Genomic DNA, 25,983 nt, shown 5'->3' on the forward strand with positions numbered 1-25,983 from the left:
GGATTATGAGTCCGCTGCTCTAACCAACTGAGCTATAGGCCCACTGCGGCCTGGCTGGTAGAGGCCAGGGCGACAAGCCAGCAATTATTGCACAGGTTCCCGCTTTTGCCGAGACATGACGCTGCGGGACGCGAATGGTAACCTATTTTCGATATCGTCATCCCTGGAGCCGCTGCATGCGAATATGGCCTGTCCGTCGGTGGCTCGTTCCGCTGGCCCTGTGTGTCGTCGCGCCCGGTGTCATGGCTGCGGACGTCACTGAATTTCTGCCGCAAGGCATGGTGGCCGAAATCAGCCAGGTGCAGGTCGGCTTCAGTATGCCGGCTGTCGCGCTGGGCGACGCCCAGGCTGCCGATCCCTTCCAGATCCAATGCACGCCAGCCCAGCCGGGGGCGGGCCGCTGGGTGGATCCGGCGCATTGGGTTTACTCGTTCGAAAACACGCTCAAGGGCGATGTGCGATGTCATGCGCAGGTCAACCCGCAGTTCGTCGATGCGCAGGGTCGACCCCTTGCGTACCCCGAACAGTCTTTTGGTACGGGCGGACCCCGCGCGCGCCTGGTCTGGCCCTGGGGATCCACGATTGCAGAAGATCAGGGTTTCGTACTGGGTTTCAATGCACCGGTAGACAACCAGTCCTTGCTGGCGCATGCGTTCTGTGAAGTGCAGGGGCTGGGAGAGGCCGTGCCTGTGCGCCTGTTGGCGGGTGCAGACCGCGAGCGCCTGCTCGATGCGCTGGGCTGGGCAGATGACACGCCCGAGCGGGCGGACGCGCGCATACTGCAATGCAAGCGGCGCCTGCCGCCCGGTGCGCGGGTACGCCTGGTGGTCCAGCCCGGGGTCTCGTCCGTGGCCGGGCAGGGGTACTCGCCGGCGGCGTCCACGGCCAGTTTGGCACAGACGTTTCAGGTGCGTGATCCGTTTCAGGCGACGTTCAGTTGCACGCGCACCACGGCCGAAGCCCCTTGTCTGCCATTGTCCGCCCTGGATTTACGATTTTCCAGCCCGATCTCACGCGCCCAGGCCGAGCAGATCGTTCTGCAGACCCCTGCAGGGCCCCGCCAGGCCAGCCAGTTTGCGCCCGATGCCTACCCTGGCGACCCATGGCTCGACGCCTTGCGTTTCGATCCGCCATTTCAGGAAAGCAGCCACCTGACGCTCGAATTGCCGGCCGACCTTTCAGATGACATGGGCCGCAGTCTGGACAACGCCGATCGTTTTCCCATGGACATCGTCATGGACGCGCTGCCGCCGCTGGTCAAGTTTGCGTCCGGGCCCTTCGGCATCATCGAGCGCTTTGCCGATGGCCCACCCGAGCAGCCGCAGACACCGGCTGTGCCGGTGGCCTTGCGCCGGGTAGGGCCCGACCTGAGCACACAGGCGCTGCAGGTGTCGGCCGGGACGTTACAGGACTTCACGATTCGTGACGAAGTGCAGGCCTTGCAGTGGATGGCGCGCGTCTTGAATCTGCAGGATGGCCAAATGACTTCGGCCCAATTCGCGGATCGTCTGGCCTTGCGTCCGGTGCGTGACGCAGAACCAGACGAACCGCGGGTGGATGTGCGCAGCCTGCCTTTGCTGGCTTCATCGGATGACATCCAGACGCTGCACCTGCCGGGCCTGCCGCTTGCCGATGGTCCGGATATCGAGATGCTGGGCGTGCCAGTGGCCCAGGCAGGCCTGCACGTGATCGAAATATCCTCGCCGCGCCTGGGGCAGGCACTTTTGGCGACCGCGCAAGACCCAGACCCCCGAATGTATGTGCGTACTGCGGTGCTGGTGACCAATCTGGCGGTTCACCTGAAGACGGGACGCGATGACACGCTGGTCTGGGTCACGACGCTGGATGAAGGACGTCCAGTGCCCGATGCACAGGTGGGCATACTGTCCTGCGACGGCCATCGCCTGCTGAACGGCGTCACCGATGCGCAAGGCATCTGGCATGTCCAGGCCGCTGTGCCGACCAGTGTCTGGTGCGAAGGCACTCAGCTGTCCGGGGTCATGGCGAGCGCGCGGATTGCGGCGAATCATCCGCTCGCGCATGGGCAGGCAGATTTCTCGTTTGCCTGGTCGACCTGGGATCGCGGCATCGAGCCCTGGCGTTTCGATATTCCGGTCAGCCACGACGAGGCACCCGATCAGGTGGCGCATGCCGTGCTCGATCGCAGCCTGGTTCGCACCGGAGAAACGGTTTCGATGAAACTCTTCCTGCGTGAAAAAGTACGCGCCGGGTTACGCAGCCCGGCGCGTACACGCTTGCCAGGCACGGTGGTGATCCGTCACGCAGGATCCGGCGAGGCCGTCGAATGGCCTGTGAACTGGCAAGAGAATGCCGGCGGCGGGGCGTATGCGCTGCTCGATTATCCGGTGCCCGAAGCCGCCCGGCTGGGCCAATACACGATCGAGTTGGCGCCTGCCGCGTCAATAGGCGATGAGGACACTTGGCGGCCCCATCTGGAGGCCGGTCACTTTCGGGTCGAATCCTTCAAGCTGCCTTTGCTCGAAGGGTCTTTGAAGATCGCGGCCGATGGCATCGACCACGGGCCGTTGGTGGCGCCTGAAATGGTACAGGTCGACATGCAGCTCGCCTGGATCTCGGGCGGGCCCGCCCGACAGCTGCCGGTCACCTTGTCCGCAGTGGCCAGACCCTGGGTTGACCCGCCGTTCGAAGATTCGGGCTATGTGTTTGGCGACCAAGGGTTCCGGCCTGACGAGCCCGAGGCCGGATCGCACCGGTTCAGGCGCCTGTTCCTGGACAAGCAGCCCGCGCTGCTCGATGAACAGGGCTTTGCCCGTGTCGATGTCGATCCGGTGCCACTTGTCGCCGAGCCCATGTCCTGGCTGTTCGAGGCCTCATTTTCTGATCCGGCCGGCGAGGTGCAGACCATCGCACGTCAGGTCGATGTCTGGCCGGCCGAGGTCATCGTCGGGCTGAAAGCAAGCGGCTGGGTGGCCAAAGGCCGCGAGGCCGCTGTCAGGATGCAGGTGCGCGGTATCGATGGCCAGCCTCGGGCAGGGATCGTCGTGCAGCTGGATGGCCGCCTGCGCAATACGTATTCGACGCGCAAGCGCCTGGTGGGCGGGTTTTATGCGTACGATACGCAGGTTCAGGACAGTGCTCTGGGCACCCTGTGCGAAGGCGTGACCGACGGCCAGGGCGAATTCGAGTGTACGTTCGTGCCGGCGCACGAAGGTGAGGTCGAGCTGCAAGCCAGTGTCCGGGATCCAGCCGGGCGGACCTCGCGCGCGGCAACCCGGCTGTGGGTGTGGGGAGATGACGCCTGGTTCGGAGGGGCGGATCACGACCGCATGGACGTGATCCCGGCCAGGAAGGCGTGGGCGCCCGGTGAAACGGCGGAATTCGTGGTCCGCATGCCGTTTCGCGAAGCGCGCGCGCTGGTGGCTGTCGAGCGCGAAGGGGTATTGCAGGCGCAGGTCGTCGAGCTTCAGGGGGATGAGCCAGTGATTCGCCTCCCTGTGGAGGCGGCATGGGGGCCCAATGTGTATGTATCGGTGTTGGCGCTGCGTGGGCGGGTACGCGCCGTTCCCTGGGCCAGCTTCGCCCGGTGGGGCTGGCGCAATCCCATGGTCTGGTGGGATGCCCGGGAACAGCAAGTGGCCGATGCGCCGCCTCCAACGGGCCTGGTCGATCTGGCCAAGCCGGCGTTCAGATATGGCATCGCGGACATACAGGTGCAGGGTGGCGAGGACCAGCTGACGGTCGAGGTGAAACCGGCACAGGCCACGTACAAGGTACGGGAAACGGCGCGGGTGCGGATTCGGGCCCTGCAGGCCGATGGCAGGCCGGCCGCCGGGGCGGGCCTGGCGTTTGCGGCCATTGATGAGGCCTTGCTCGAACTACAGGATAACGCGAGCTGGGATGTGCTCGATGCCATGCGCGTGCGGCGCGATTATGGCGTGCAGACCGCGACGGGGCAGTCCGAAGTGGTCGGGCGCCGGCATTACGGCCGTAAGGCGCTTGTCGCGGGCGGGGGCGGAGGGTTCAATGCCACCCGCGAATTGTTCGATACGCGGCTGCTGTGGCAGGGTGGGCTGGTGCTGGATGATCACGGAGAGGCCTGGGTCGAGGTGCCGTTGAACGATGCTCTGTCACGGTTCCGCCTCGTTGCCGTGGTCGATCTGGGTGCCGACCGGTTTGGTACGGGGTATGCCGATATCGTCACGACACAGGATCTTCAGTTGGTGTCTGGCCTGCCCCAGGTCATCCGTGAACAGGATCGGTTCCAGGTCGGGGCCACGGTGCTCAATCGGACTCAGTCGCCTATGGCGCTGGGCGTGCGGGCTGCCGTACGTCTGGGCGAGTACCCGGGTGTCGAATTTCCCGCGCAGGATATCGACTTGCCCGCTGGCGCCTCCCGCCAGGTTCACTGGGAATGGCAGGCACCCTGGCTGCCAGGCGGGTCGGATGCGGCGACCCTGCACTGGACATTCACGGCCGCTACCCATGGGGGCACGGGCAGCGCCGCTCAGGATGCCATCCACATCCGCCAGGCATTGCGGCCGGCCGTGCCTGTGGCGGTGCAGCAGGCCACCCTGGTCGCCCTGCAACCCGATCGGCCCGTATCCCTGCCCGTCGCGGCGCCCGTGGGGGCCATCGCCGTAGAAGAGCGCTTGCGTGGTGGCGTGCAGATTGGCTTGCAGTCCAGCCTGGCGGGCACCCTGCCCGGGGTTCTGGACTGGCTTGAACGGTATCCCTACACTTGTTTCGAGCAGCTGGGCTCTCGGGCGCTGGGGATGCAAGACGCGGCTGCCTGGCAGGCCCTCATGCGCCGGCTACCTTCATTTCAGGACACCCAGGGCTTGCTGGCCTATTTTCCCGGAGGGCGGGGCAACGTGGTCTTGACGGCCTATGTGCTCGAACTTGCCGCTGATGCCCGCCAGCTTGGCTGGCCGTACGCCATTCCTTCCACGGCCCGCGAGGCGATGCTGTCCGGTTTGCAGGATTTCGTCCTGGGTCGCCTCGACGAACGTGCCTGGGCGCCTGTGGACGACACATTTTGGCGAAAACTGATTGCGGTGGATGCTTTGGCACGGTGGCAGGCGTGGCAGCCCGGCCTGCTCGATACCTTCGATCTGGTTGTGGATGGCTGGCCCACTGCCGCCCTGGTCACCTGGTTGTCCATTCTGCAGCACGTGCCTGATCTCGATCATCGTGATCAGCGGCTGGCCGACGTGCAGGCAATCGTGCGCGCCCGCTTGCGGCGCCACGGCGGCACTTTGTCGGTGGCGGACGAATCTGCGGATGCGGGGTGGTGGCTGATGAATGATGCCACCACAGCCCAGGCGCGCTTGCTATGGTCTGCGCTGGATTTGCCGGGCTGGCAGCCTGACTGGCCATTGCTGGTGCAGGGTTTGCTGGCCAGGCAACGCAACGGCGCCTGGGCTACGACACCCGCCAATGCCTTGGGGATTCTGGCCATCAACCGGTTTGCGCAGGCCAGCGAGGCGCAGGCAGGGCAAGGGGCTCTGCGGCTTTCTCTTGGCGGTTCGGCCGATCAGACCATCCGCTGGACGGACCTGCCCCAGGTGGATGGCGTTCGCCGCGACACCTTGCTTCTGCCTTGGCCCCCGAGCGGGCAGGGCCACCTGTCCATGCAGCAGCAGGCACCCGGTTCGGGTTGGGCCAATGTGCTGGCGCTGGCTGCAGTCCCGTCATCGGCCCCAGTCGACGCCGGTTTGCGGATAGAGCGTCGCATGGACGTCCTGGCCAAAGCCGTGGACACGCATTGGTCCGTCGGCGATATATATCGGGTGGTACTCACCCTGCATTCGGCAGAGTGGTTGAGCTGGGCGGTGGTCAGTGACCCGATTCCCGCCGGGGCAAGCATTCTCGGAAGCCAGCTGGGCAGGGACTCGATGATCTGGTCGGCTGCGACAACCGGCTCTGCGGGCGGGCCACAGGCCGAACGCCTCGCGCCCGCCTGGATCGAGCGGGCGGCGGATACCTGGCAGGCCTATTTCGACGTGCTGCCACCCGGCACGCATGTGGTCGAATACACGGTGCGGCTGAACGTGCCTGGGACCTACCAGCTGCCGCCTACGCGGGCCGAAGCCCTGTATCAGCCCGATGTGTTCGGCAGCCGGCCCAATGAACCGATCCAGGTGGAGCCGGCGCAGTGAGCGTGATCCGGGTGTTCGTCCTTTGGGCGGCATGGCACGCTGCCGTGTTTGCGGCCTGGCCGGATTATTCGTCCGTACGGCAGGCCTGGCGGCCGTCCGATGTGCGCGTCCTGTCCGCCGATGGGCAGGAACTGCAGCGCGTTCGGGTGGATTTTGCCAGCCGCCGCGGAGACTGGGTGCCGCTGGGCCAGGTCTCCGCGGCGCTGCAGCGTGCCGTCATTGCCTCGGAAGACCGCCGCTTTCATACGCACCATGGGGTCGACTGGCTCGCCAGCCTGTCTGCCGCCGGCTCGCTGGTGGGGGCGCGCCACCGTCGCGGCGCGTCCACGATCAGCATGCAGTTGGCGGCGCTGCTTGAACCCGGCTTGCAGCGGACAGCGGGCGGTCGAAGCCTGGCGCAAAAGTGGGATCAAATGCAGGCGGCCCGCGAGCTGGAGGCCCGTTGGAGCAAGGCACAGATCCTCGAGGCCTATCTGAACCGGGTCGCTTGGCGGGGTGAACTGGTCGGTGTCGACGCCCTGTCGAGGGTCCTGTTTCGCAAGCAGGCGGCGGGCCTGACATTGCGTGAATCGGCCCTGGCGGCCATTTTGCTGCGCGGGCCCAATGCGCCGGCGCCCGTGCTGGTGCGTCGCACGTGCCATCTGCTGCGCGAACTTGGGCAGCCAACCCAGTGTACCCACTTGCCCGCCTTTGTGCGCACGATACTGGCGCGTGCACACGGGCCGTGGCAAGGGGCGCCGGCGTGGGCGCCGCATTGGGCTCGGTACGTCATGGCGCGCTCGCCCCAGATCGAGGCGGGCAGTGTGCGTACCACGCTGTGGGCTGACCTGCAGCCGTTTGCGATGGCGGTGGTGCAGCGCCACCTGGAGGACCTACGGGGCACCGGTGCGACGGATGCCGCCGTCGTGGTGCTCGAGAATCGCACGGGGGCCGTGCTGGCCTATGTGGGATCATCGGGCGCCCGGCTGTCGGAGGCAAGCCAGGTGGATCACGTCCTGGCCTTGCGGCAGGCGGGCTCCACCCTGAAACCTTTCCTGTATGCTCTGGCGCTCGATCAGCAGCGCCTGACCACCGCTTCGCTGCTGGATGACAGTCCGCTGGATCTGCAGGCGGGCAGCGGGCTGTACATACCCGATAATTATGATCATCAGTTCGCCGGCTGGGTCAGCGTACGCCAAGCGCTGGCTGCGTCCCTGAACGTACCTGCAGTGCGCACCCTGATGATGGTGGGCCCGGGGCCCTTTGCGCGGCAGTTGCAGGCGCTCGACCTGCCGCTGCGGCATGCGGGCGACTATTATGGCTACAGCCTTGCCCTGGGTTCGGCCGACGTCGATTTACTGTCGCTCACCAACGCATACCGTACCCTGGCCCGTGGAGGGGTTCATACCCCAGCCACGCACCTGGCAGCCGGCCATGCGCGCGCCGAAGGCAGCGGTCATCCGTATTCCGCCGGAGCGGCCTGGCTCGTGGGGCATATCCTGTCTGACCGCGAAGCCCGCGTACGGACGTTCGGGCTCGACAGCCCGCTGGCCACCCGGTTCTGGTCCGCCGTCAAGACCGGCACCAGCCGCGACATGCGAGATAACTGGTGTATCGGCTGGTCGGCCGACTACACCGTCGGCGTCTGGGTGGGCAACAGCGCAGGCGGCAGTATGCGGGGCATATCGGGTGTCAGCGGTGCAGGACCCATCTGGCACGACATACTGGCCTGGCTTCATCGCGACAGGCCCTCGAGGGCGCCGGCCGTGCCCGATGGGGTCGTGGCGCAGATGATCCAGCAGGGGGCTGCTTTGGAACCCGCCCGCTTGGAATATTTTCTGGGCGACACGGCGCAACCGGTATTCGTACACCCGCCGCCTGGGGCGCCAGCGGTCCGCGTGGCCGCACCGGTGGATGGTACGATCCTGGCGCTGGATCCTGACGTGCCCGAAGCGCGGCAGCGCCAGAGATTGCGGGCGGTCGACGCCCTGGGCAGGACCGTGGACGAGGCGCTCTGGCGGGTGGATGGCATGTCGTTGCCCAGCGCCCCAGACGGACACGGTGCATGGTGGGTGCCGACCGCCGGCGTGCACACGCTCGAACTCATCGACCCTCAGGGCCAGCCGCTCGATCACGTCCGCGTTCGTGTGCGTGCGGGGACTTTCGATATCCAGGGAGGCTCTTTTGCGCCAACTCATTTGCCATGAAACCGTGTATGGGCGGCTGCGACGGGCCGTCCTTCGCTTCTTGTTGCTGTGGCTCGTCCTGGTTCCAGGCGCCGCACTGCAGGCGGCCTCTCCGGGGTCGGATCCGCCCGCGGCCAGTGACCTCGGGGTCTACCTGGCCGATGTGCATCCTCATGTGGATTGGGTTCCCGTGGCCTTGCAGCCAACCGGGGTGATCTACCTGCGTCCCGAGCCCCTGATCCGCCGCTCCGACCTGATGGGCATTCGCGCCGTCGAAGGCCCAGGGCCGGGCGGCCAGCTGGTCCTGATCCTGACTGAACGGGGGCTCGATCGGGCACAGGCAGGCACAGCGGCATACCCTGGCTTGCGGCTGGCGCTGGTGGTCGGTCAAAAATTGCTGGCAGCGCCTCGATATGCCGCACCCGTCAGCGAGCAGCAGCTGTTGTTTTCTTTTGACTCGCTGGTTGAAGCAGAGAATATTGCTCGCGCAGTCGCCGGAGTTCGTTAAAATCTACGCATTGCGTATATTGGAGGCCGCCATGGCGATTGCCCAACAAGTGTTTCTGCGTGACGCCATGCGGCGCCTGAACCTCACCCGGGACCTGTTTGCCGCCCGAATCGGGGTGAAACGGCGCGCTCTGGACACCTGGCTGCTACCCGAGGGTTCGCAGGAATCCCGCGCCATGCCCGAGGTCGTTGGCCGTTTCGTGACGGAGATCGTCGAAAACGACGCACTGCTGCAGAAATATGCGCAAACGGCCCAGACAGGGCCATTGCGGGACCGCATTGCGATCGACAACAAGCATCAGCTGCTGTCGGTCGACCAGTTCAGCCGCGAATCGGTCGAAGAACTGTTCCGGGTGGCAGACCAGATGCAGCCTATCGCCCGTCGGCAAAAAGTATCCCGGGTGCTGGAAGGCGCGGTGCTGGGCAACCTGTTCTTCGAGGCCAGTACCCGCACGCGGGTCAGTTTCGGGGCTGCGTTCTGTCGGCTCGGCGGCTCTGTGTGCGACACCACGGGGTTCACCTTTTCGTCGATGGCCAAGGGCGAATCAATTTACGACACGAGCCGCGTGATGAGTGGCTACGTGGATGCCATGGTGATTCGCCACCCCGAGCAGGGCTCGGTGGCCGAGTTCGCCGCAGCCACGAACATCCCGGTGGTCAACGGGGGCGATGGCCCCGGCGAGCATCCCAGCCAGGCCTTGCTGGATCTCTACACCATCCTGACGGAATTCTCGCGGCTGGGCAAGCTGGTCGATGGCGCGCATGTGGTGATGGCGGGCGACCTGAAATACGGGCGTACCGTGCATTCGTTGATCAAGCTGCTCGCGCTGTACCGCGGCTTGAAATTCACGCTGGTCTCGCCGCCCGGTCTCGAGATGCCAACCCATCTGCTCGAAAAGGCGGGCTGTAATGGCCATGTCATCGAACAGACTCACGATCTGCAGCAGGGTCTGCAGGGAGCCGACGTGGTCTACGCCACCCGTGTCCAGAAAGAGCGCTTTGCGGGGGAAACGCTCGAAGGCTATGACGAGGCCTTCCAGGTCAATCGGGCGATTGTCGACCGCTGCTGCGGCCCCGACGTCATCGTGATGCACCCCTTGCCACGGGACAGCCGCGAAGGGGCGCACGACCTCAGCACCGATCTCAACCACGATGCCCGGCTGGCCATCTTCCGACAGGCCGACAACGGAATTCCCGTGCGCATGGCCATTTTTGCGGTATTGCTGGGCGTCGAGAGCCTGGTGCAGCATTCTATGCGCGACGTGACCTGGGTTCCGCCCTCGCATATCGGGCCCGACGACAGCGTGTTTCACGGCATGTACTGAGCCGCGTCCCCCGGGCGTGCCGGCGAATCCGGCTCAGGCCTGTTTCAGGCCGCCCAAAGCCGCCGTCAAGTCATCGAGCAGGCGGGCCAGTTCGCCCGTCATCAGTGCAAAGTCGGCATCGAGGCGTTCCGCCTCGTTGGCGGCCTGGCCATCCTGCTGGGCCTGGAGTACATCCAGCGGGGCGACTCGCTTGATGTCCAGGTTTTCGGTCAGCACGAATGAGACCCTGTCATGCCAGGTCAGCGCCAGGCGGGTGCACTGCTTGCCCTGCGTGATGTGCCGGCGCACTTCCTCTGGGTCTAGCGTCTGTCGCACGTAGCGCACCGTGGCGCGCGATTCGTTGGTGGCCTGCAATTCGGTGTCCTGGTCGATGGCAAAACCGACGGGAGGTTCGTCATCCAGCAGCCATTGGGTCATGGCGGCCGCCGGGGATACCTGGACATGCAGGGGAACGATGGGGAAGGGGGTCAGCGTCCGGGCCAGCAGACCGAGGAAGTCGTCGCTGCGGGCGGTGGCCGCCGCATCGATCGCCATCCACCCGTGCTGGGTATCGATCCAGGCCCGCGTATCGTGCGCAATTACGAAGGCACGCGGCAGCAGCTCGAGGGTGATCTGTTCCTTGATGTCCTTCATTTGCTTGCGGCCCGGCCGGTAGCCCTGACGGGCTTCGATTTCTTGCGCCCGTGCGAGGCTGGCCTGGTTGATGACGGTGGCCGGCAGCAGCTTCTTTTCGGTGTGCATGCGCAGCAGAATCTGGCCATGCGCGGCATGGACCAGGCCGCCCTCCTCGCGCGGTGGCAGCCAGCCCGATGCCTGGCTGTCCTGGCTGCCTCCCGGTTCGAAAGCCAGCGGTTCGAGCGCGCTTTCGAGGGCGTCGTGTGAGAGGGCAGCATGGCTGGCGAGACGGTACAGCTTGAGATTCTTGAACCACATGGTGATCGGCGGACAGAGTCGAATGACTGGATATGGGCGGGGCTTGATTGTACACGCCGGCCTTCATGGGGCATCGAGGTCGTTGTGCCGCGTCTCGCGCACGAAGAGACTGCCTATGACGAGCGTCATGATGCAGATGATGATGGGGTACCACAGGCCGTCGTACATGTTGCCGGTGGTCGCCACGGTGGCAAAGGCGACGGGTGGCAGGAAGCCGCCGAACCAACCGTTGCCGATGTGGTAGGGCACGCTCATGGAGGTGTAGCGGATGCGCGTCGGAAACATTTCGACCAGCATGGCGGCAATCGGCCCATACACCATGGTGACCTGGAAAACAAGAAAGAACAGCAGCAGCAGAACCATGACGTAGTTGATTTGGGATGGGTCGGCGCGTGCCGGGTAGCCGTGGCTGCGGATGGCCTGAGCCAGGGCGTTCTGCAGCTGGGTGCTGCGTTGCGCGAATTCGATGCGGCTGAGATCGGTGCCATCGAAGCTGTCGATGCGCTGCTGGCCGATCATGGCATAGGCGGTGCTCCCGGCCGGCGCGGGCTGATTGATGTAGTTCACCGAATGGTTGGCCATGAAGGTCTTGATCAGATCGCAGGCGCTGGTGAATGTGGCCAGCCCGATGGGGTTGAACTGCAGCGAACAGTCATCTGGATCGGAGATGACATAGACCGGCGCTGTGTCCTGGGCGCGCTCGAGCGCCGGATTGGCATAGTGCGTCAGGCCCTTGAAGATCGGAAAATAGGTGACGGCGGCAATCAGGCAGCCCGCCATGATGATCGGCTTGCGCCCGATGTGATCGGATAATGAGCCAAAGAACAGGAAGAACGGGCAGGCCAGCAGAAGGGCCAGCGCAACCAGTAGATTGGCCGTGTTGGCATCCACGCGCAGGGTTTCGGTGAGGAAATACAAGGCATAGAATTGGCCGGTGTACCAGACCACGGCCTGCCCGGCCGTCAGGCCCAGCAGCGCCAGCAGGATCAGGCGCAGGTTGCGCCAGCGCCCGAAGGCCTCTTTGATCGGCGCGCGCGACACCAGGCCTTCGGACTTCATGCGGGTGAAGGCGGGAGACTCGTGCAAGCGCAAGCGGATCCAGACCGAAATCACGAGCAGCAGCACCGAAATCAGGAACGGAATGCGCCAGCCCCAGTTGTGGAAGGCCTCCTCACCCAATACGCCACGTGTACCCAGGACCACCACCAGTGAGAGAAACATGCCGGTCGTTGCCGTGGTCTGTATCCAACTGGTGAAGAAACCGCGGCGATGGGACGGCGCGTGTTCTGCCACATACACGGCTGCGCCGCCGTATTCCCCGCCCAGGGCCAGACCCTGGAGTAGGCGCAGCAACAGCAGGATCATGGGCGCGGCCGAACCGATCGAGGAGACCGATGGCAGCACGCCGACCAGGAACGTGGACAGCCCCATGATCAGGATCGAGATCACGAAAGCGTACTTTCGCCCCACCATGTCGCCCAGGCGCCCAAACACCAAGGCACCGAAAGGGCGTACGGCAAAACCGGCCGCAAAAGTGAGCAGCGCAAAGATGAATCCGGTGGTCGGATTCAATTCGGTGAAGAAGTGCTGTGCGATGACGGCTGCGAGTGAGCCGTATACGTAGAAATCGTACCATTCAAATACCGTGCCCATAGAGGACGCAAGAATGACGCGACGTTCTTCGTACGTCATGGGGCGACTGGCATCGCTGCCCATTTCGGGGGGCGTTCGAAGGGTTCGGTTCATGTTCGGGCTTTCGGGAGGTCGCGCGGAAAAGAGACGCGTAGCCGGGTGCCGGCGCTGTCGGGGTCATGGTGGTTGCCGCAGGGCAGAAAACGGATGTCTGCCTTGTGGTGTTCAGTGATTTCGCGCACGATGGCCAGCCCCAGGCCGCTGCCTTCGGCCTCCTGGCCGAGGATGCGATAGAACCGGTCGAAGACCCGTTCGCGTTCGGCCGGCGGGATGCCAGGGCCGTTGTCCTGCACCTCGAGGCAAACCTGATGGCCGTCGGCCAGGGCGCGTACGGTCACCCGGCCGCCCGCAGGGGTATACAGCAAGGCGTTGTCGATCAGGTTGTTGAGCAATTCGCGGATCATCAAGGCATTGCCGAATACCGGCAGCGGCTCATCGGCGCCTTCGAAACCCAGGTCGATCTGGCGCTGCAGGGCCGTGGGCAGCCAGTCGAGGATGCACTGCTCGGCCAGCGGGCGCAGGTCGACCGGCGCTTGCACCGGTTCCATCCCCGGTTGATGCGATTCGGCCCGTGCCAGTAGAAGCAGCTGGTTGACCAGGCGCGTGGCGCGGTCCGACCCCATGATCAACTGCTGCAGGCTGATGCGCATGTGTTCGGGATCTTTTTCGCGCAGGGCGACTTCGCACTGGGTGCGAATGCCAGCCAGCGGGGTCTTGAGCTGGTGCGCTGCATTGGCCACGAAGCGGCGCTGCGAGTCGATGGAATCGGCCAGGCGCCGCAGCAGGTTGTTCATGGCGGCGATCAGCGGGACGATCTCGGCTGGGGCGAGGTCATCGCGAATTGGCGATAGGTCGCTGGGTTTGCGCCGGCGCATGTGTTCCTGCAGGATGCTGAGGGGCTCGAGGCCCTGGGTGAGCCCCAGGCCAGCCAGCATGGCGGCCAGCGGCAGAATGATCAGCTGCGGCGTGAGCATGCCGGTGAGGATTTCCTGCTGGAGGGTGGCGCGGGGTTCGGCCGGCTCGGCCACCACCGCCAGAAAGCCGGTGCCGTCGAGGTCGCGCCCGCCCCATACGTAGGCGATGCGCAGCGCTTGATGACCCAGCGTGGCATTGCGAAACCGGACCTGGTCGATGTCATAGCCCCAGTCATCCGGCACCGGAATGGTGGAATCGCCCGCCAGGCGCTGGCCATTGGCATCGAGAATCAGCCAGCGCGTAGGCTCTTCTTCATGGCTGCCGGCCAACACGTTGCGCGCCGCATCGGAGATGTGCAGGGTCCCTTGCTGCACGTGTTGCAGTTCGATTTCATGGCGCAGCAGCCGCAGGTGGCTGGCCAGCGTCCGGTCGTAGGGCGAATTCGCCAGATTCAAGGAGATGAAATAGGTGATGACGATGCCAATCGACCATAGCGTGAACAAGGGTACGATCATCCACAGCAGAATGCGCCCGAGCAGGGTGGGGTGTCGATGATTGCGCCGGCGGCGCCCGTTGCTGGGAAACATGCGCGTGGTCAGTTGACCGTGGCTGGATCGGCCTGCATATCGCGTGTGTCGGGCTCGAGACAGTAGCCCAGGCCCCGGACCGTCAGGATATGGACGTCGGCGGGTTCGATTTTCTTGCGCAGGCGATGAATATAGACTTCGATCGCATTGGTGGTGACTTCTTCGCCCCACTCGCACAGCAGATCGACCAGCTGGTGCTTGCTGATCATGCGCCCGCTGCGCGACAGAAAGATTTCCAGCAGGCTGGTCTCGCGCGCGGAGAGATCGAGGGGGGACTGGTCGATGCTGGCGAGGCGACCGACCAGGTCGAACGTGAGCCGGCCATGGCGCAGGATGGAGCTGCGGCTGCCGCCATGGCGGCGTATCAGGGCCCGCACGCGCGCCTCGAGCTCGCTGAGGGCAAAGGGCTTGGACATGTAGTCATCGGCGCCGAGGTCCAGGCCTTCGACGCGCTGTTCGACCGAATCGGCTGCCGTCAGAACGAGCACCGGAATGGGGGTGCCGCGTTGGCGCAGCTTGCGCAACACGGACAGGCCGTTCAGGCGGGGCAGGCCCAGGTCGAGGATGAGCAGGTCGAATGCCTGCAACTGCAGGGCCGAATCGGCGCTGGAGCCGTCATTCACCACGTCGACGGCATAGCCGTCGTAGCGCAGGGATCGGGACAAGCCATTGGCTAGAATACTGTCGTCTTCGGCGATGAGAATACGCATGACGGAGAAGACACTCCGGAAGTCGGGCTCGAGGCACGGGCCGCCTGCCGGAGGCAACCCGCTTCGGGCCATTTTGACATGATCGGCGGCGTGCCAGCATCAGGGTTAACGATGGGCTGGCGCATGACGTGGCCTGGCCGGCTGTCCGCGCGCTGTGCCGAATATGTGACAACTGGGTTTTCATACAGTATCATTTGATGCCATAATTTGATTTATCCAGTCAATCGGCATGCGGGCCGGCAAACCCGCTGCCATCACATCACACAGGAATCTTCCCCATGGACGAACGCTCCGGCAAGGTCAATCCAGAACGCGCCAAGGCCCTGGCAGCCGCCCTGTCGCAAATTGAAAAACAGTTCGGCAAGGGCTCCATCATGCGCTATGGCGACAACCAGGTCGAGCACGACATCCAAGTCGTGTCCACCGGTTCGCTGGGCCTCGACATCGCCCTGGGTGTGGGCGGGTTGCCGCGCGGGCGCGTCATCGAAGTCTACGGCCCAGAATCCTCGGGCAAGACCACGCTCACCCTGCAGGTCATTGCAGAAATGCAAAAAATCGGCGGCACCTGTGCCTTCATCGATGCCGAACACGCCCTCGACGTGCAATACGCCGCCCGGCTGGGCGTGAATCTGGCCGACCTGCTCATTTCCCAGCCCGACACCGGCGAGCAGGCCCTCGAAATCACCGACGCGCTGGTGCGTTCGGGCTCGGTCGACCTCATCGTCATCGACTCGGTCGCCGCTCTGGTGCCCAAGGCCGAAATCGAAGGCGACATGGGCGATTCCCTGCCTGGCCTCCAGGCCCGGCTCATGAGCCAGGCCCTGCGCAAGCTCACCGCCACCATCAAGCGGGCCAACTGCATGGTGATCTTCATCAACCAGATCCGCATGAAGATCGGCGTCATGTTCGGCAATCCGGAAACCACCACCGGTGGCAATGCGCTCAAGTTCTATTCTTCCGTACGGCTCGACATCCGGCGCATCGGCGCCATCAAAAAGGGCGACGAGGTCCTGGGCAACGAAACCCGGGTCAAGGTCGTCAAGAACAAGGTGGCGCCGCCGTTCAAGCAGGTCGAATTCGACATCATGTATGGCACCGGCATTTCGCGCGAAGGTGAAATCATCGACCTCGGCGTCCAGGCCGGCATCGTCGACAAATCCGGGGCTTGGTACAGCTATCGCGGGGACCGCATCGGGCAGGGCAAAGACAACGTGCGCGAATACCTCAAAGAGCACCCTGACATGGCCCTCGACATCGAAAATCGGGTGCGCGAGCAATTCGGGATCCCCGTGCGTTCCGATGCGCCCCGCGCCGAACCCTCCGTGGCCGATGGCGACTGAGCCGTCATCAGGGCCCAAGGGCGCGCCGGCCAGCCGCATCAAGGCGCGGGCCGTGGGCTATCTGTCGCGCCGTGAACACTCGCGCGCCGAACTCCGGCGCAAATTGATGGCGCATGGCGACGATCCCGCGGCCATTGATGCCGTGCTCGATCAACTGACGGCCGGTCACTGGCAATCCGACGCCCGTTACGTACAGGGGTACGTACGCACCAAAGCACCACGCCAAGGGGCCCTGCGCATCCTCCAGGCCCTGCGCCAGCAGGGCGTCGATGAAGCCGAACTCGATGCGGTGCGCCAGCAGTTGCAGGGCACCGAGCACGCCCGGGCGCGGCAGGTTTGGCAGGCCCGGTTTTCCGGGCCGGCCGCCGATGCCCGCGAGTACGCCCGGCAGTACCGGTTCCTGGCTGGCCGGGGGTTTGGCGCCGACGTCATCCGCGCTGTCCTGGCCCATCAAGACCCAGACGCCTGAGCCCTCGCCCGGTGCCATCGTTCAGCGTGGCCTGGCGCGGCTGCCTTCACGCGCGTTTGATCGTCGCTCCGTTCAGGGGGCCCGGATGCCCGGCAAAGTGGCAAACGAGGTCTCGCGCGCTTGTTTCACGAAGGCTTGCACGTACGGCGTCGCTTCGTCTTCCAGCCTGATGGCGGCCTGCAAGGTGCGCCAGATGCCATCGCCCAGGCGGCAGACCGTCAGGCCGGCGACATCGCGATATTCATCCAGCGCCCAGCTGGGCAGGGCGGCCACGCCGCGTCCGCTGAGCACCAGCTGCACGATCATGGGGGTCAGCTCTGCCGTGCGCAGCGCGCGCGGCTCCACGTCGGCAGGGTCAAGGAATCCTGTAAACACGTCCAACCGGCTGCGGTCTACCGGGTAGGTGATCAACGTTTCGTTTGCCAGGTCTTCAGGGCCGAGGCGGGCCGCCTGCGCCAATGGGCTTCGGCTTGCGACCGCCAGCACCAGTTCGTAGGCAAACAGGCTGGTATAGCGGATTCCTTCCAGGGGCTGGGGATCCGACGTCACCACAACGTCCACGTCGCCGCGAACCAGGGCGGGCAGGGGGGCGAACGCGAAGGCGGCCGTCAGGTCCAGGGCGACCTCCGGCCAGTCCTTGCGAAAGGTGTCCAGGGTCGGCATCAGCCATTGGAAGCAGGAGTGACAATCGATGGCCACGTGCAGGCGCCCGGCGCGCCCGACCGACAGGCGAAACAGCTCCAGCTCGGCGGCCCGGATGCGCGGCAGCACGTCTTCTGCGAGCGCTACCAGGCGCAGTCCGGCGGTGGTCAGGCGCGCCGGGCGGGTGCGCCGGTTGAGCAGCGAAATCTTCAGCCGCACTTCGAGGTCGCGCAGCTGGTGTGACAGCGCGGACTGCGTCAGGTGCAGCCGTTCGGCGGCTTCCTGCAGGCTGCCTTCTTCGCGGATAGCCAGCATGGTTTCAAGGTGGCGGACTTCTAACATGAATATTTCTCAAGTATTGCTTGTGGGATTTGATTTTTTATCGGGGACGCTTTGAGGCAGAATACCAGTTATTGAGAAAAAGTAATTTAATCTGGTAAGAACATGACTATTATTCATAATTTAGGATTTCCTCGGATCGGTGCGCAGCGTGAATTGAAACGCGCGCTGGAAGACTATTGGGCCGGCCGCATCGACCAGGCGGCGCTTCTCGATACAGGGCGGGCGTTGCGGGCACGACACTGGGCGATTCAAGCGCAGGCTGGCGTGCATTGGGTACCCGTCGGCGATTTCGCATGGTATGACCATATTCTCGAATGGTCGTGTCTGCTGGGGGCCGTGCCGGCTCGTTTTGCGCAAGATGAACGCACCGGCGTGAGCCTGGACACCCTGTTTCGCATGGCACGCGGTCGTGCGCCGTCGGGCACGCCGGCGCATGCGTGCGAGATGACCAAATGGTTCGACACCAACTATCACTGCATCACGCCCGAGCTGCATCCGCAGCAAACCTATCGGATCGCCCGCGAGGACTTGTTCGATCAGGTGGCCGAAGCGCAGGCCCTGGGCTACCGTGCGCGGCCAGTGATTCCCGGTCCGCTGACCTGGCTGTGGCTGGGCAAGGGCGACGCCTATGCCGGCGGGGCCGTTGATCCAGCCAAGTTGGATTTGCTGCCGCGCCTGCTGGTCGTCTATGAGCAGGTTCTGCAGCGCCTGCACCGCCAGGGGGTGGACTGGGTGCAGGTTGACGAACCAGTCCTGGCGCTCGACCTGCCGCCTGCTTGGCTGTCGGGTTTCGAGACAGCCTACGGGCGCTTGGCTCACCACGGGCCCAAGCTGCTCCTGACCAGTTATTTTGATCATGTGATCGACAAGCTGCCGCTGCTGCATTCATTGCCGGTGCAGGGCATACACGTCGATGGGGTCCGTGCGCCGCAACAGCTCGAGGCGGTCGTGGACGCCGTGCGAGACGATCAGGTGCTGTCCGTGGGCGTCATTGACGGGCGCAACGTCTGGCGCGCCGATCTGGACCACCTGCGCGACGTGATCGATCCGATCCGCCGGCGCCTGGGCGAACGGTTGTGGCTGGCGCCGTCCTGCGCCTTGTTGCATGTGCCCATCGACCTGGATCTCGAGACCGAGCTGGACGCCGAATTACGCAGCTGGCTGTCGTTTGCGACGCAAAAATTGGGCGAACTGCGCCTGCTGGGTGCGCTGCTGGATGGGATGCTCAGCCAGGACGATCGGGTGGCCTTGGAGAGCCAGCGGGCCGCCGTGCGCCAGCGGCGGGCCTCGGGGCGCATCCACCGCGCTGAGGTGGCGCGTCGCCTTGCGGGATCGGCGACGATCCAGCGCCAACGGCCGCCGTTCGCGCAGCGCATCCAGGCTCAGCAGCAGCGCCTGCACCTGCCAGCCTACCCCACGACCACTATTGGCTCGTTTCCGCAGACGGCGGAAATCCGGCGCCTGCGGCGTGACTGGCGTGCCGGTGTACTGGGGGACGCCGCCTACGAAAAAGCCATACGCGCCGAAATCGAGCGGGTGATCCGGTTCCAGGAGGATATCGGGCTCGATGTCCTGGTCCATGGGGAACCCGAACGCAACGACATGGTCGAGTACTTTGGCGAACTGCTCGCCGGGTTTGCGTTTACTGCGTATGGCTGGGTGCAGAGTTATGGTTCGCGTTGCGTGAAGCCGCCATTGATTTACGGGGATGTCAGCCGCCTGGCGCCGATGACCGTGGCGTGGTCCTCGTATGCCCAGTCGCTGACCGACAAGCCGGTCAAGGGCATGCTGACCGGGCCGGTGACGATCCTCGAGTGGTCGTTCGTGCGCGATGACCAGCCGCGGGATCTGACGTGCCGGCAGATTGCGCTGGCGCTGCGCGACGAGGTGCTGGACTTGGAACAGGCGGGCATACGGGTCATCCAGATCGACGAACCGGCGTTTCGCGAGGGCCTGCCCTTGCGTCGCGATGACTGGGGCGCCTATCTGGATTGGGCGGTCGACTGTTTCCGCTTGAGCACGGGCGGCGTGCAGGATGCCACACAGATCCACACTCACATGTGTTATTCGGAATTCAATGACATCATCGAGGCCATTGCCGCCATGGATGCGGACGTCATCACCATGGAGACGTCGCGTTCGAACATGGAACTGTTGGATGCGTTTGAAGCGTATGCGTATCCCAACGATATCGGACCGGGCGTGTATGACATCCATTCGCCGAACGTGCCGGAGCAGGACTGGATGGTCGGATTGATGCGCAAGGCCGCTCGGTATCTGCCGGCCGAGCGCCTGTGGGTGAATCCGGATTGCGGCCTGAAGACGCGCGGCTGGCCCGAAACGCGGGCGGCGCTGGAACACATGGTGCAGGCGGCGCATATCCTGCGCGAGGCGGCCTGACGGGGTGCGTATATAATCCGAAAGGTTTGACAGACATCAAGCCTTTCGATGCCCTTATCTCCCCCCGATTGCGCCCGCGAGCCTTTGCACCGCCGTTCCATACACATCCAGTCGTATGAACGGGAGGATGGCCTATGGGATCTCGAAGCCGAGCTCATAGACACCAAAGCCTATGACTTCCCCAAACGGTCGGGCCGCCTGCACCGGGCGGGCGAGCCGGTGCACCACATGTTGCTGCGCATCACCATCGACGAACACTACACCATCACGGCGGCCGAGGTGGCGTATGAAGCCGCGCCGTACGGGGATTTTTGCAGTGCCATCGCACCGGCATACGAGAATCTGGTGGGGCTCAACCTGCTGCGGCGCTTTCGCCATGCCGTGCGTGAGCGCTTTGGCCGTACGGCTGGCTGCACGCACGTCACCGAATTGGCGCAGGTCCTGCCCACCGCAGCCATACAAACAATGGCGGGGCGCAGGCGCGTGCGGCCCGTCTCCCGAAAACGGCCTTTTGAGCTCGATGGCTGCCACGCGCTGCGGGTCGACGGCCCGGTGGTGCGCGTGCATCACCCGGACTGGTACGAAGGACCCGATGCACCAGAGCCCAAGCCCCCAGCGCTGGACGCAGGGTAACGTCTGGCCGGCCGGCCCGTTTTTTTCTCCATCCCTTCACAGGTAACGCTTTCATGAAAATTCACGAATATCAAGGCAAGGAATTGCTGAAGAAGTTTGGCGTGACAGTCCCACGCGGAATCCCTGCATTCACGGTCGACGAAGCCGTCAAGGCGGCCGAACAACTGGGGGGCTCCGTCTGGGTCGTGAAGGCACAGATCCATGCAGGGGGCCGGGGCAAAGGCGGGGGCGTCAAACTGGCACGTTCCATCGACGAGGTGCGTGCGCTGGCCAACGAGATCCTGGGTATGCAGCTGGTGACCCACCAAACCGGGCCCGAGGGGCAAAAGGTGCGGCGCCTGCTGATCGAAGAGGGCGCCGACATCCGCAAGGAATATTACGTCGGCATCGTCACCGATCGGGCCTCCCAGCGTGTCTGCGTCATGGCGTCCAGCGAGGGGGGCATGGAAATCGAGGAAGTGGCCGAAAAGACCCCCGAGAAAATCCTCAAGGTCTTCGTGGATCCAGTCGCCGGCCTCACCGATGCAGAAGCAGAACAACTGGCGCGCGGGATCGGTGTGCCCGACGCCTCGGTGGCCAAGGCGGCGGCAGAATTCAAGAAGCTGTATCAGGTGTACTGGGATACCGACGCCTCTCTGGCCGAGATCAACCCCCTCATCCTGGAAGGCAACGGCGACATCAAGGCGCTGGATGCCAAGTTCAACTTCGATCCGAACGCCTTGTTTCGCCATCCGGAGATCGTGGCCTACCGCGACCTCGATGAAGAAGACCCGGCAGAAATCGAAGCCAGCAAATATGACCTGGCCTATATCCAGCTCGAAGGTAATATCGGCTGCCTGGTCAACGGGGCCGGCCTGGCGATGGCCACCATGGACAGTATCAAGCTGTTTGGCGGCGAACCGGCGAACTTTCTGGACGTGGGCGGCGGCGCGACCGCTGAAAAAGTCACCGAGGCCTTCAAGATCATGTTGGCGAACAAAGACGTCAAGGCCATCCTGGTGAATATCTTTGGCGGCATCATGCGCTGCGACGTCATTGCCGAGGGGGTCATCGCGGCCTGTCGTGCCGTGGATCTCGACGTGCCACTGGTGGTTCGAATGAAAGGCACCAACGAGCAGAAAGGCAAGCAGATGCTGGCCGAATCCGGCTTGCCCATCATCAGCGCCGATACCATGGCAGATGCGGCGACCGCCGTCGTTGCCGCTGCACAATAAAAAGCATTCAGAGGAATATTCATGTCGATTCTGATCAACCAGAATACCAAGGTCATCACCCAGGGCATTACCGGCAAAACGGGCCAGTTCCACACGCGCATGTGCCGCGAATATGCCAACGGCCAGGCGGCTTTCGTGGCGGGCGTGCATCCCAAGAAGGCCGGCCAGGATTTCGAAGGCATTCCTATTTACGCATCGGTGCAAGAGGCCAAGGCAGACACCGGCGCCACGGTGTCGGTCATCTACGTGCCCCCGGCCGGTGCGGCGGCGGCCATCTGGGAAGCCGTCGAGGCCGATCTCGAGCTGGTCATCTGCATCACCGAAGGGATCCCGGTGCGCGACATGCTCGAAGTGCGCAACCGCATGCGCGATGAAAACCGCAAGACCTTGCTGCTCGGGCCCAACTGCCCGGGCCTGATCACACCCGATGAGATCAAGATCGGCATCATGCCCGGGCACATCCACCGCAGAGGCCGGGTCGGGATCGTCAGCCGCTCGGGTACGCTCACCTACGAGGCCGTGGCGCAGGTCACCGAATTGGGGCTGGGCCAGTCCAGTGCCGTGGGTATCGGCGGCGATCCGATCAATGGCCTCAAGCACGTCGATGTGCTCAAGATGTTCAACGACGACCCTGAAACCGATGCCGTCATCATGATTGGCGAGATCGGCGGCCCGGATGAGGTCGATGCAGCCCGTTGGGCCAAGGATCACATGAACAAGCCGGTGGTGGGTTTCATCGCTGGCGTCACGGCGCCGGCAGGCAAGCGCATGGGTCATGCCGGCGCCTTGATTTCAGGGGGGGCCGATACGGCAGACGCCAAGCTCGAGGTCATGGAAGCCTGCGGCATACGCACTACCCGCAATCCGTCCGAAATGGGCACGCTGCTCAAGTCGGTACTGTAGGGCTCCCGGCCATGTCTCCGACCCCCGAGCGTTTGGTGATCGCCACCCGCGCCAGCCGCCTGGCGCTGTGGCAGGCTCGTCATGTACAAGGCCGCTTGCAGGCCCTGTATCCCGCGTGTCGGGTAGACCTCCTCGAACTGACGACCCGCGGCGATCAGATCCTGGATCGCAGCCTGTCCAAGGTCGGTGGCAAGGGGTTGTTCATCAAAGAGCTCGAGCTCGCGCTCCTCGACGGCCGCGCCGATCTCGCCGTGCATTCCCTGAAAGACGTGCCGGTAGATCTCACCGAGCCGTTCCGTCTGGCCGCGGTCCTGGAGCGCGCCGATGCGCGCGATGCGTTGGTCTGCCCGGTGCCGGGTGGGCTCGAAGCCCTGCCGGCGGGGTCCGTGCTGGGAACATCCAGTCTGCGGCGCGAGGCCCAGCTGCGTGCGCGCTATCCGCACCTGCAGGTCAAACCTCTGCGCGGCAATCTGGATACCCGCCTGGCCAAGCTCGATCGGGGCGACTATTCGGCCATCGTCCTGGCTGCAGCCGGGTTGCAGCGCTTGGGCCTGGCCGAACGGATCCACTCATTCCTGCCGGTAGAGTGGTGTCTGCCGGCTGCTGGCCAGGGGGCCCTGGGGATCGAGGTACTGGCCTCGCGTGGTGACCTGGCGGCCATACTGGCGCCCCTGGCCTGCGAGGCAACGCAGATCTGTGTGCAGGCCGAACGGGCGGTATCGCGCACGCTGGGTGGCTCCTGTCAGGTACCGCTGGCTGCGCATGCGGTGTGGCAGGCCGGGGAAATTTTTCTGCGGGCCTTGGTCGCCGAACCGGATGGTTCGTGTTGTCTGCGGGCCGAAGGCCGCTGCACTCCGGAACAGGCCGAGGCGCTGGGCATCCGGCTGGCGCAGGCGCTCCTGGCACAAGGGGCCGATCAGATCCTGGCCAGGCTGACGCAGGCGGCGGCGCGCTGATCGGCGGGCCTTCATTTCCATCGGCGCTCATGGACCAGACACCCGCCGGTCATGACGCAGACGCTGTCGACATTTTGCTGACGCGTCCGGCAGGCCGTAACGAAAGCCTGGCCCGTCGCCTGCGCACCGACGGCTTGATCGTCATGGATGCGCCTGCCTTGCGCATCGAGCCCGTCGCCGAAGCCTGCCCGGTTCCGCAGCCTGGCGAACTGGGTATTTTCGTCAGCCGGCAGGCCGTCGATGCGTATTTCAGCCACCATGCCGGCTGGTTGCCCGGCGCCTGGGCCGCGGCTGTGGGCGCGGCCACTGCGCAGGCCTTGCGCGGCCAAATACCTGCCACTCATGTGTTGGCTCCGGATCCAGGTTGCGCGCCCGATTCCGAGCATTTGCTCGACGTGCTGCTGGCCCGTCTGCCTGATTCAGGTCGGGCTTACGTATTCCGCGCCCAGCATGGGCGCGACTGGCTGGCCGATCAGCTGCGTGCCCGCAGGTGGACCGTTTCCTGCCATGCAGCCTATCATCGCGTACCCGTGTTGTGGGAAGCGCCGGTGGCCCGCCGATTGGCACGGGGGGGCGCGCTCGTGCTATTGCTGACCAGTCTGGAGGCGCTGGATGCCATCGACCGGAGCCTGACGTTTCATGGCTTCTCGTGGCCGGCAACCGGGCTGGCCGTGGTGACGCTGCACGAAAGAATCGCACGCCGTTTACAATGGCGTTGCGAACAAGCCTCTGCGGAACCATTGGCCATCACGATCAGCGATCCAGATGAATCCTCGCTGTTTCGCGCTATATTGGCTGCTGCACAATCTGTTAGGAACCCGCCATCCTCATGACCGATACCGACAAGAATTCGTCTGCGCCTGCTGTCGAACCCGCTCCATCGGCCACCCCAGCCCCGGATGCCTCGGTCCGTCAGGCAACCGAAGGGCGGGCCGCGTCGGGCAAGCGTTCAGCCGGTGCACTGATCCTGGGGGTTTTGCTGATCCTGCTCGCCTTGGTTCTGGGGGGCGCCCTGTATTATCAGAATCAGCAATATCGTGCCCTGCAGGCCGATGCACAGCAAGAGCGGGCCAGTTACCAGCAGCTGATCGACCGCACCCGCGAGCAAGCCGACCAGGCTCTCAGCCAGGTGCGTCAGCAGGCTGCGCAACTGCGCGATCTGCAGGCGACCCTCGAGGCCACCAACGGCCAGGTCCAGGAACTCGACCAGGCCTTGCAGCTCATGACCGACAGCGGTTCCGACCTGCTCTTGCTCAATGACATCGATCACTTGTTGGCCATGGCCGAGCAACAGCTGGCCATGGGCGGCAATGTCGCCAACGCCCTGATCTCGCTCGAGTCCGCCCAGGCGCGTCTGGCGCGCGCCAACCGGCCTGCGCTGGCAGCCCTGCAGCAATCGATCAATGGCGACATCGACCGGCTGCGCGCCGTCTCTACCATCAACCTGCCCGCCTTGTCCGAACGGGTCAATCGCCTGTCCGACCTGGTGGGGTCGGCGACCCTGCTGGTTCCCGAAAAAACCGAACCCCCGGCCGAAGCATCCGATACGGGCCCGGCGCAGTCTAGCGCACCGGCGTCTCGCGACGCCGCCGCAGCCGATCCCGAAGCCACGAGCGCGGGCTGGCAGGCGCTGGCCGGGCAGGCCTGGGATCAGGTCCAGGAGACCGCCCGGCTGGCCGCCCGCGACCTGCGCGAGCTGCTGGACGTGCGGCGCGTGGATGATCCGGCCGCATTGCTCATGTCGCCGGAACAGGCGTTGCGTTTCCGCGAGGCGCTCAAGCAGCGGGTGATGATGGCTCAGCTGGCATTGCTCATGCAACAGACACGGATCTGGCGTACCGAACTCGCCCACCTGGCGACGGCGATCGATGAACGCTACGATATGCGCGATGCATCCGCGCGGCAGGCCCTGAAGCTTGCAAGAGACCTCTACGATACGCCGATCGAGATCGAGCTGCCCGGCCTGGATAACAGCCTCGCCGCCCTGGCGGCCGCGCGCGAGGCAGAGCAGTCGGCTTTGCGGCCGTCCGTGTCCGATGGCGGTTCACCGGCGGATGGGGCCGGTCAGACCCATCCCGAACGGCCCGCACCGGGTTCCCGGCAGGGGTAG

The 25,983-nt window shown here is 64.6% G+C and carries 18 protein-coding genes; 13 read left to right on the forward strand and 5 right to left on the reverse strand.

The window, feature by feature from the left end:
• Window positions 1-176: 176 nt before the first annotated feature.
• Genes WCZ84_RS00570 through WCZ84_RS00585 form a run of 4 tightly spaced genes read left to right on the forward strand, consistent with a single transcriptional unit; the run spans window position 177 to window position 10,137 of the window.
• Complete coding sequence (locus WCZ84_RS00570) at window positions 177-6,140, forward strand: alpha-2-macroglobulin (protein WP_372684304.1); 5,964 nt, start codon at window positions 177-179, stop codon at window positions 6,138-6,140.
• The gene (gene pbpC, locus WCZ84_RS00575) at window positions 6,137-8,326 is read left to right on the forward strand and encodes a penicillin-binding protein 1C (protein ID WP_372684305.1); all 2,190 of its coding nucleotides are present in this window, start codon (window positions 6,137-6,139) and stop codon (window positions 8,324-8,326) included. The genes WCZ84_RS00570 and pbpC overlap by 4 nt, the downstream gene beginning before the upstream one ends.
• Window positions 8,304-8,813, forward strand: a complete 510-nt coding sequence (locus WCZ84_RS00580; RefSeq protein ID WP_372684306.1) for a hypothetical protein — start codon at window positions 8,304-8,306, stop codon at window positions 8,811-8,813. Before pbpC ends, WCZ84_RS00580 begins: the two co-directional genes overlap by 23 nt.
• Window positions 8,814-8,844: 31 nt before the next feature.
• Window positions 8,845-10,137, forward strand: a complete 1,293-nt coding sequence (locus tag WCZ84_RS00585; RefSeq protein ID WP_372684307.1) for an aspartate carbamoyltransferase — start codon at window positions 8,845-8,847, stop codon at window positions 10,135-10,137.
• A 33-nt stretch (window positions 10,138-10,170) separates the two neighbouring features.
• Here WCZ84_RS00585 and WCZ84_RS00590 read toward each other — a convergent pair whose 3' ends face one another.
• The 4 genes from WCZ84_RS00590 to WCZ84_RS00605 form a co-directional block, all read right to left on the reverse strand.
• A complete protein-coding gene (locus tag WCZ84_RS00590; RefSeq protein ID WP_372684308.1) occupies window positions 10,171-11,070 on the reverse strand; it encodes a recombination-associated protein RdgC in 900 nt (299 codons plus the stop codon).
• A 63-nt stretch (window positions 11,071-11,133) separates the two neighbouring features.
• A complete protein-coding gene (locus WCZ84_RS00595) occupies window positions 11,134-12,762 on the reverse strand; it encodes an MFS transporter (protein ID WP_372684374.1) in 1,629 nt (542 codons plus the stop codon).
• Window positions 12,763-12,812: 50 nt separating this feature from the next.
• Complete coding sequence (locus tag WCZ84_RS00600) at window positions 12,813-14,264, reverse strand: sensor histidine kinase (RefSeq protein WP_372684309.1); 1,452 nt, start codon at window positions 14,262-14,264, stop codon at window positions 12,813-12,815.
• An 8-nt stretch (window positions 14,265-14,272) separates the two neighbouring features.
• Entirely contained in the window at window positions 14,273-14,974 is a 702-nt protein-coding gene (locus tag WCZ84_RS00605) for a response regulator (protein ID WP_372684310.1), read from the reverse strand.
• A gap of 278 nt (window positions 14,975-15,252) precedes the next feature.
• On the opposite strand from WCZ84_RS00605, the gene recA reads away from it, so the two are divergent.
• Window positions 15,253-16,314 carry a recombinase RecA gene (gene recA, locus WCZ84_RS00610; protein ID WP_372684311.1) on the forward strand — a complete coding sequence of 354 codons (1,062 nt, stop codon included), beginning with the start codon at window positions 15,253-15,255 and terminating at the stop codon, window positions 16,312-16,314.
• Window positions 16,304-16,783 (forward strand): recombination regulator RecX, encoded by a 480-nt coding sequence (gene recX / locus WCZ84_RS00615; protein WP_372684312.1) that lies wholly within the window; start codon window positions 16,304-16,306, stop codon window positions 16,781-16,783. The genes recA and recX overlap by 11 nt, the downstream gene beginning before the upstream one ends.
• A 72-nt stretch (window positions 16,784-16,855) precedes the next feature.
• On the opposite strand, the gene WCZ84_RS00620 is transcribed toward recX, so the two are convergent.
• Window positions 16,856-17,767, reverse strand: a complete 912-nt coding sequence (locus WCZ84_RS00620) for a LysR family transcriptional regulator (RefSeq protein WP_372684313.1) — start codon at window positions 17,765-17,767, stop codon at window positions 16,856-16,858.
• A gap of 102 nt (window positions 17,768-17,869) precedes the next feature.
• Between WCZ84_RS00620 and metE the strand changes: the two genes are divergently transcribed.
• The 7 genes from metE to WCZ84_RS00655 are packed head-to-tail and all read left to right on the forward strand — an operon-like array spanning window position 17,870 to window position 25,983.
• Complete coding sequence (gene metE / locus WCZ84_RS00625) at window positions 17,870-20,167, forward strand: 5-methyltetrahydropteroyltriglutamate--homocysteine S-methyltransferase (RefSeq protein ID WP_372684314.1); 2,298 nt, start codon at window positions 17,870-17,872, stop codon at window positions 20,165-20,167.
• Between the two features lie 48 nt (window positions 20,168-20,215).
• Window positions 20,216-20,800 (forward strand): DUF2889 domain-containing protein, encoded by a 585-nt coding sequence (locus WCZ84_RS00630; protein WP_372684315.1) that lies wholly within the window; start codon window positions 20,216-20,218, stop codon window positions 20,798-20,800.
• 53 nt (window positions 20,801-20,853) lie between these two features.
• Window positions 20,854-22,014, forward strand: a complete 1,161-nt coding sequence (gene sucC / locus WCZ84_RS00635) for an ADP-forming succinate--CoA ligase subunit beta (protein WP_372684316.1) — start codon at window positions 20,854-20,856, stop codon at window positions 22,012-22,014.
• Between the two features lie 21 nt (window positions 22,015-22,035).
• Window positions 22,036-22,917: a succinate--CoA ligase subunit alpha gene (gene sucD / locus WCZ84_RS00640; RefSeq protein ID WP_372684317.1), complete on the forward strand. Its 882-nt coding sequence runs from the start codon at window positions 22,036-22,038 to the stop codon at window positions 22,915-22,917.
• An 11-nt stretch (window positions 22,918-22,928) separates the two neighbouring features.
• Complete coding sequence (gene hemC, locus WCZ84_RS00645) at window positions 22,929-23,873, forward strand: hydroxymethylbilane synthase (protein WP_372684318.1); 945 nt, start codon at window positions 22,929-22,931, stop codon at window positions 23,871-23,873.
• 29 nt (window positions 23,874-23,902) lie between these two features.
• Window positions 23,903-24,706, forward strand: a complete 804-nt coding sequence (locus WCZ84_RS00650) for a uroporphyrinogen-III synthase (protein ID WP_372684319.1) — start codon at window positions 23,903-23,905, stop codon at window positions 24,704-24,706.
• Window positions 24,703-25,983, forward strand: a complete 1,281-nt coding sequence (locus WCZ84_RS00655; RefSeq protein WP_372684320.1) for a uroporphyrinogen-III C-methyltransferase — start codon at window positions 24,703-24,705, stop codon at window positions 25,981-25,983. Before WCZ84_RS00650 ends, WCZ84_RS00655 begins: the two co-directional genes overlap by 4 nt.

Origin of the sequence: Castellaniella sp. (assembly GCF_041675725.1) — a bacterium.
Lineage (GTDB): Bacteria > Pseudomonadota > Gammaproteobacteria > Burkholderiales > Burkholderiaceae_B > Castellaniella.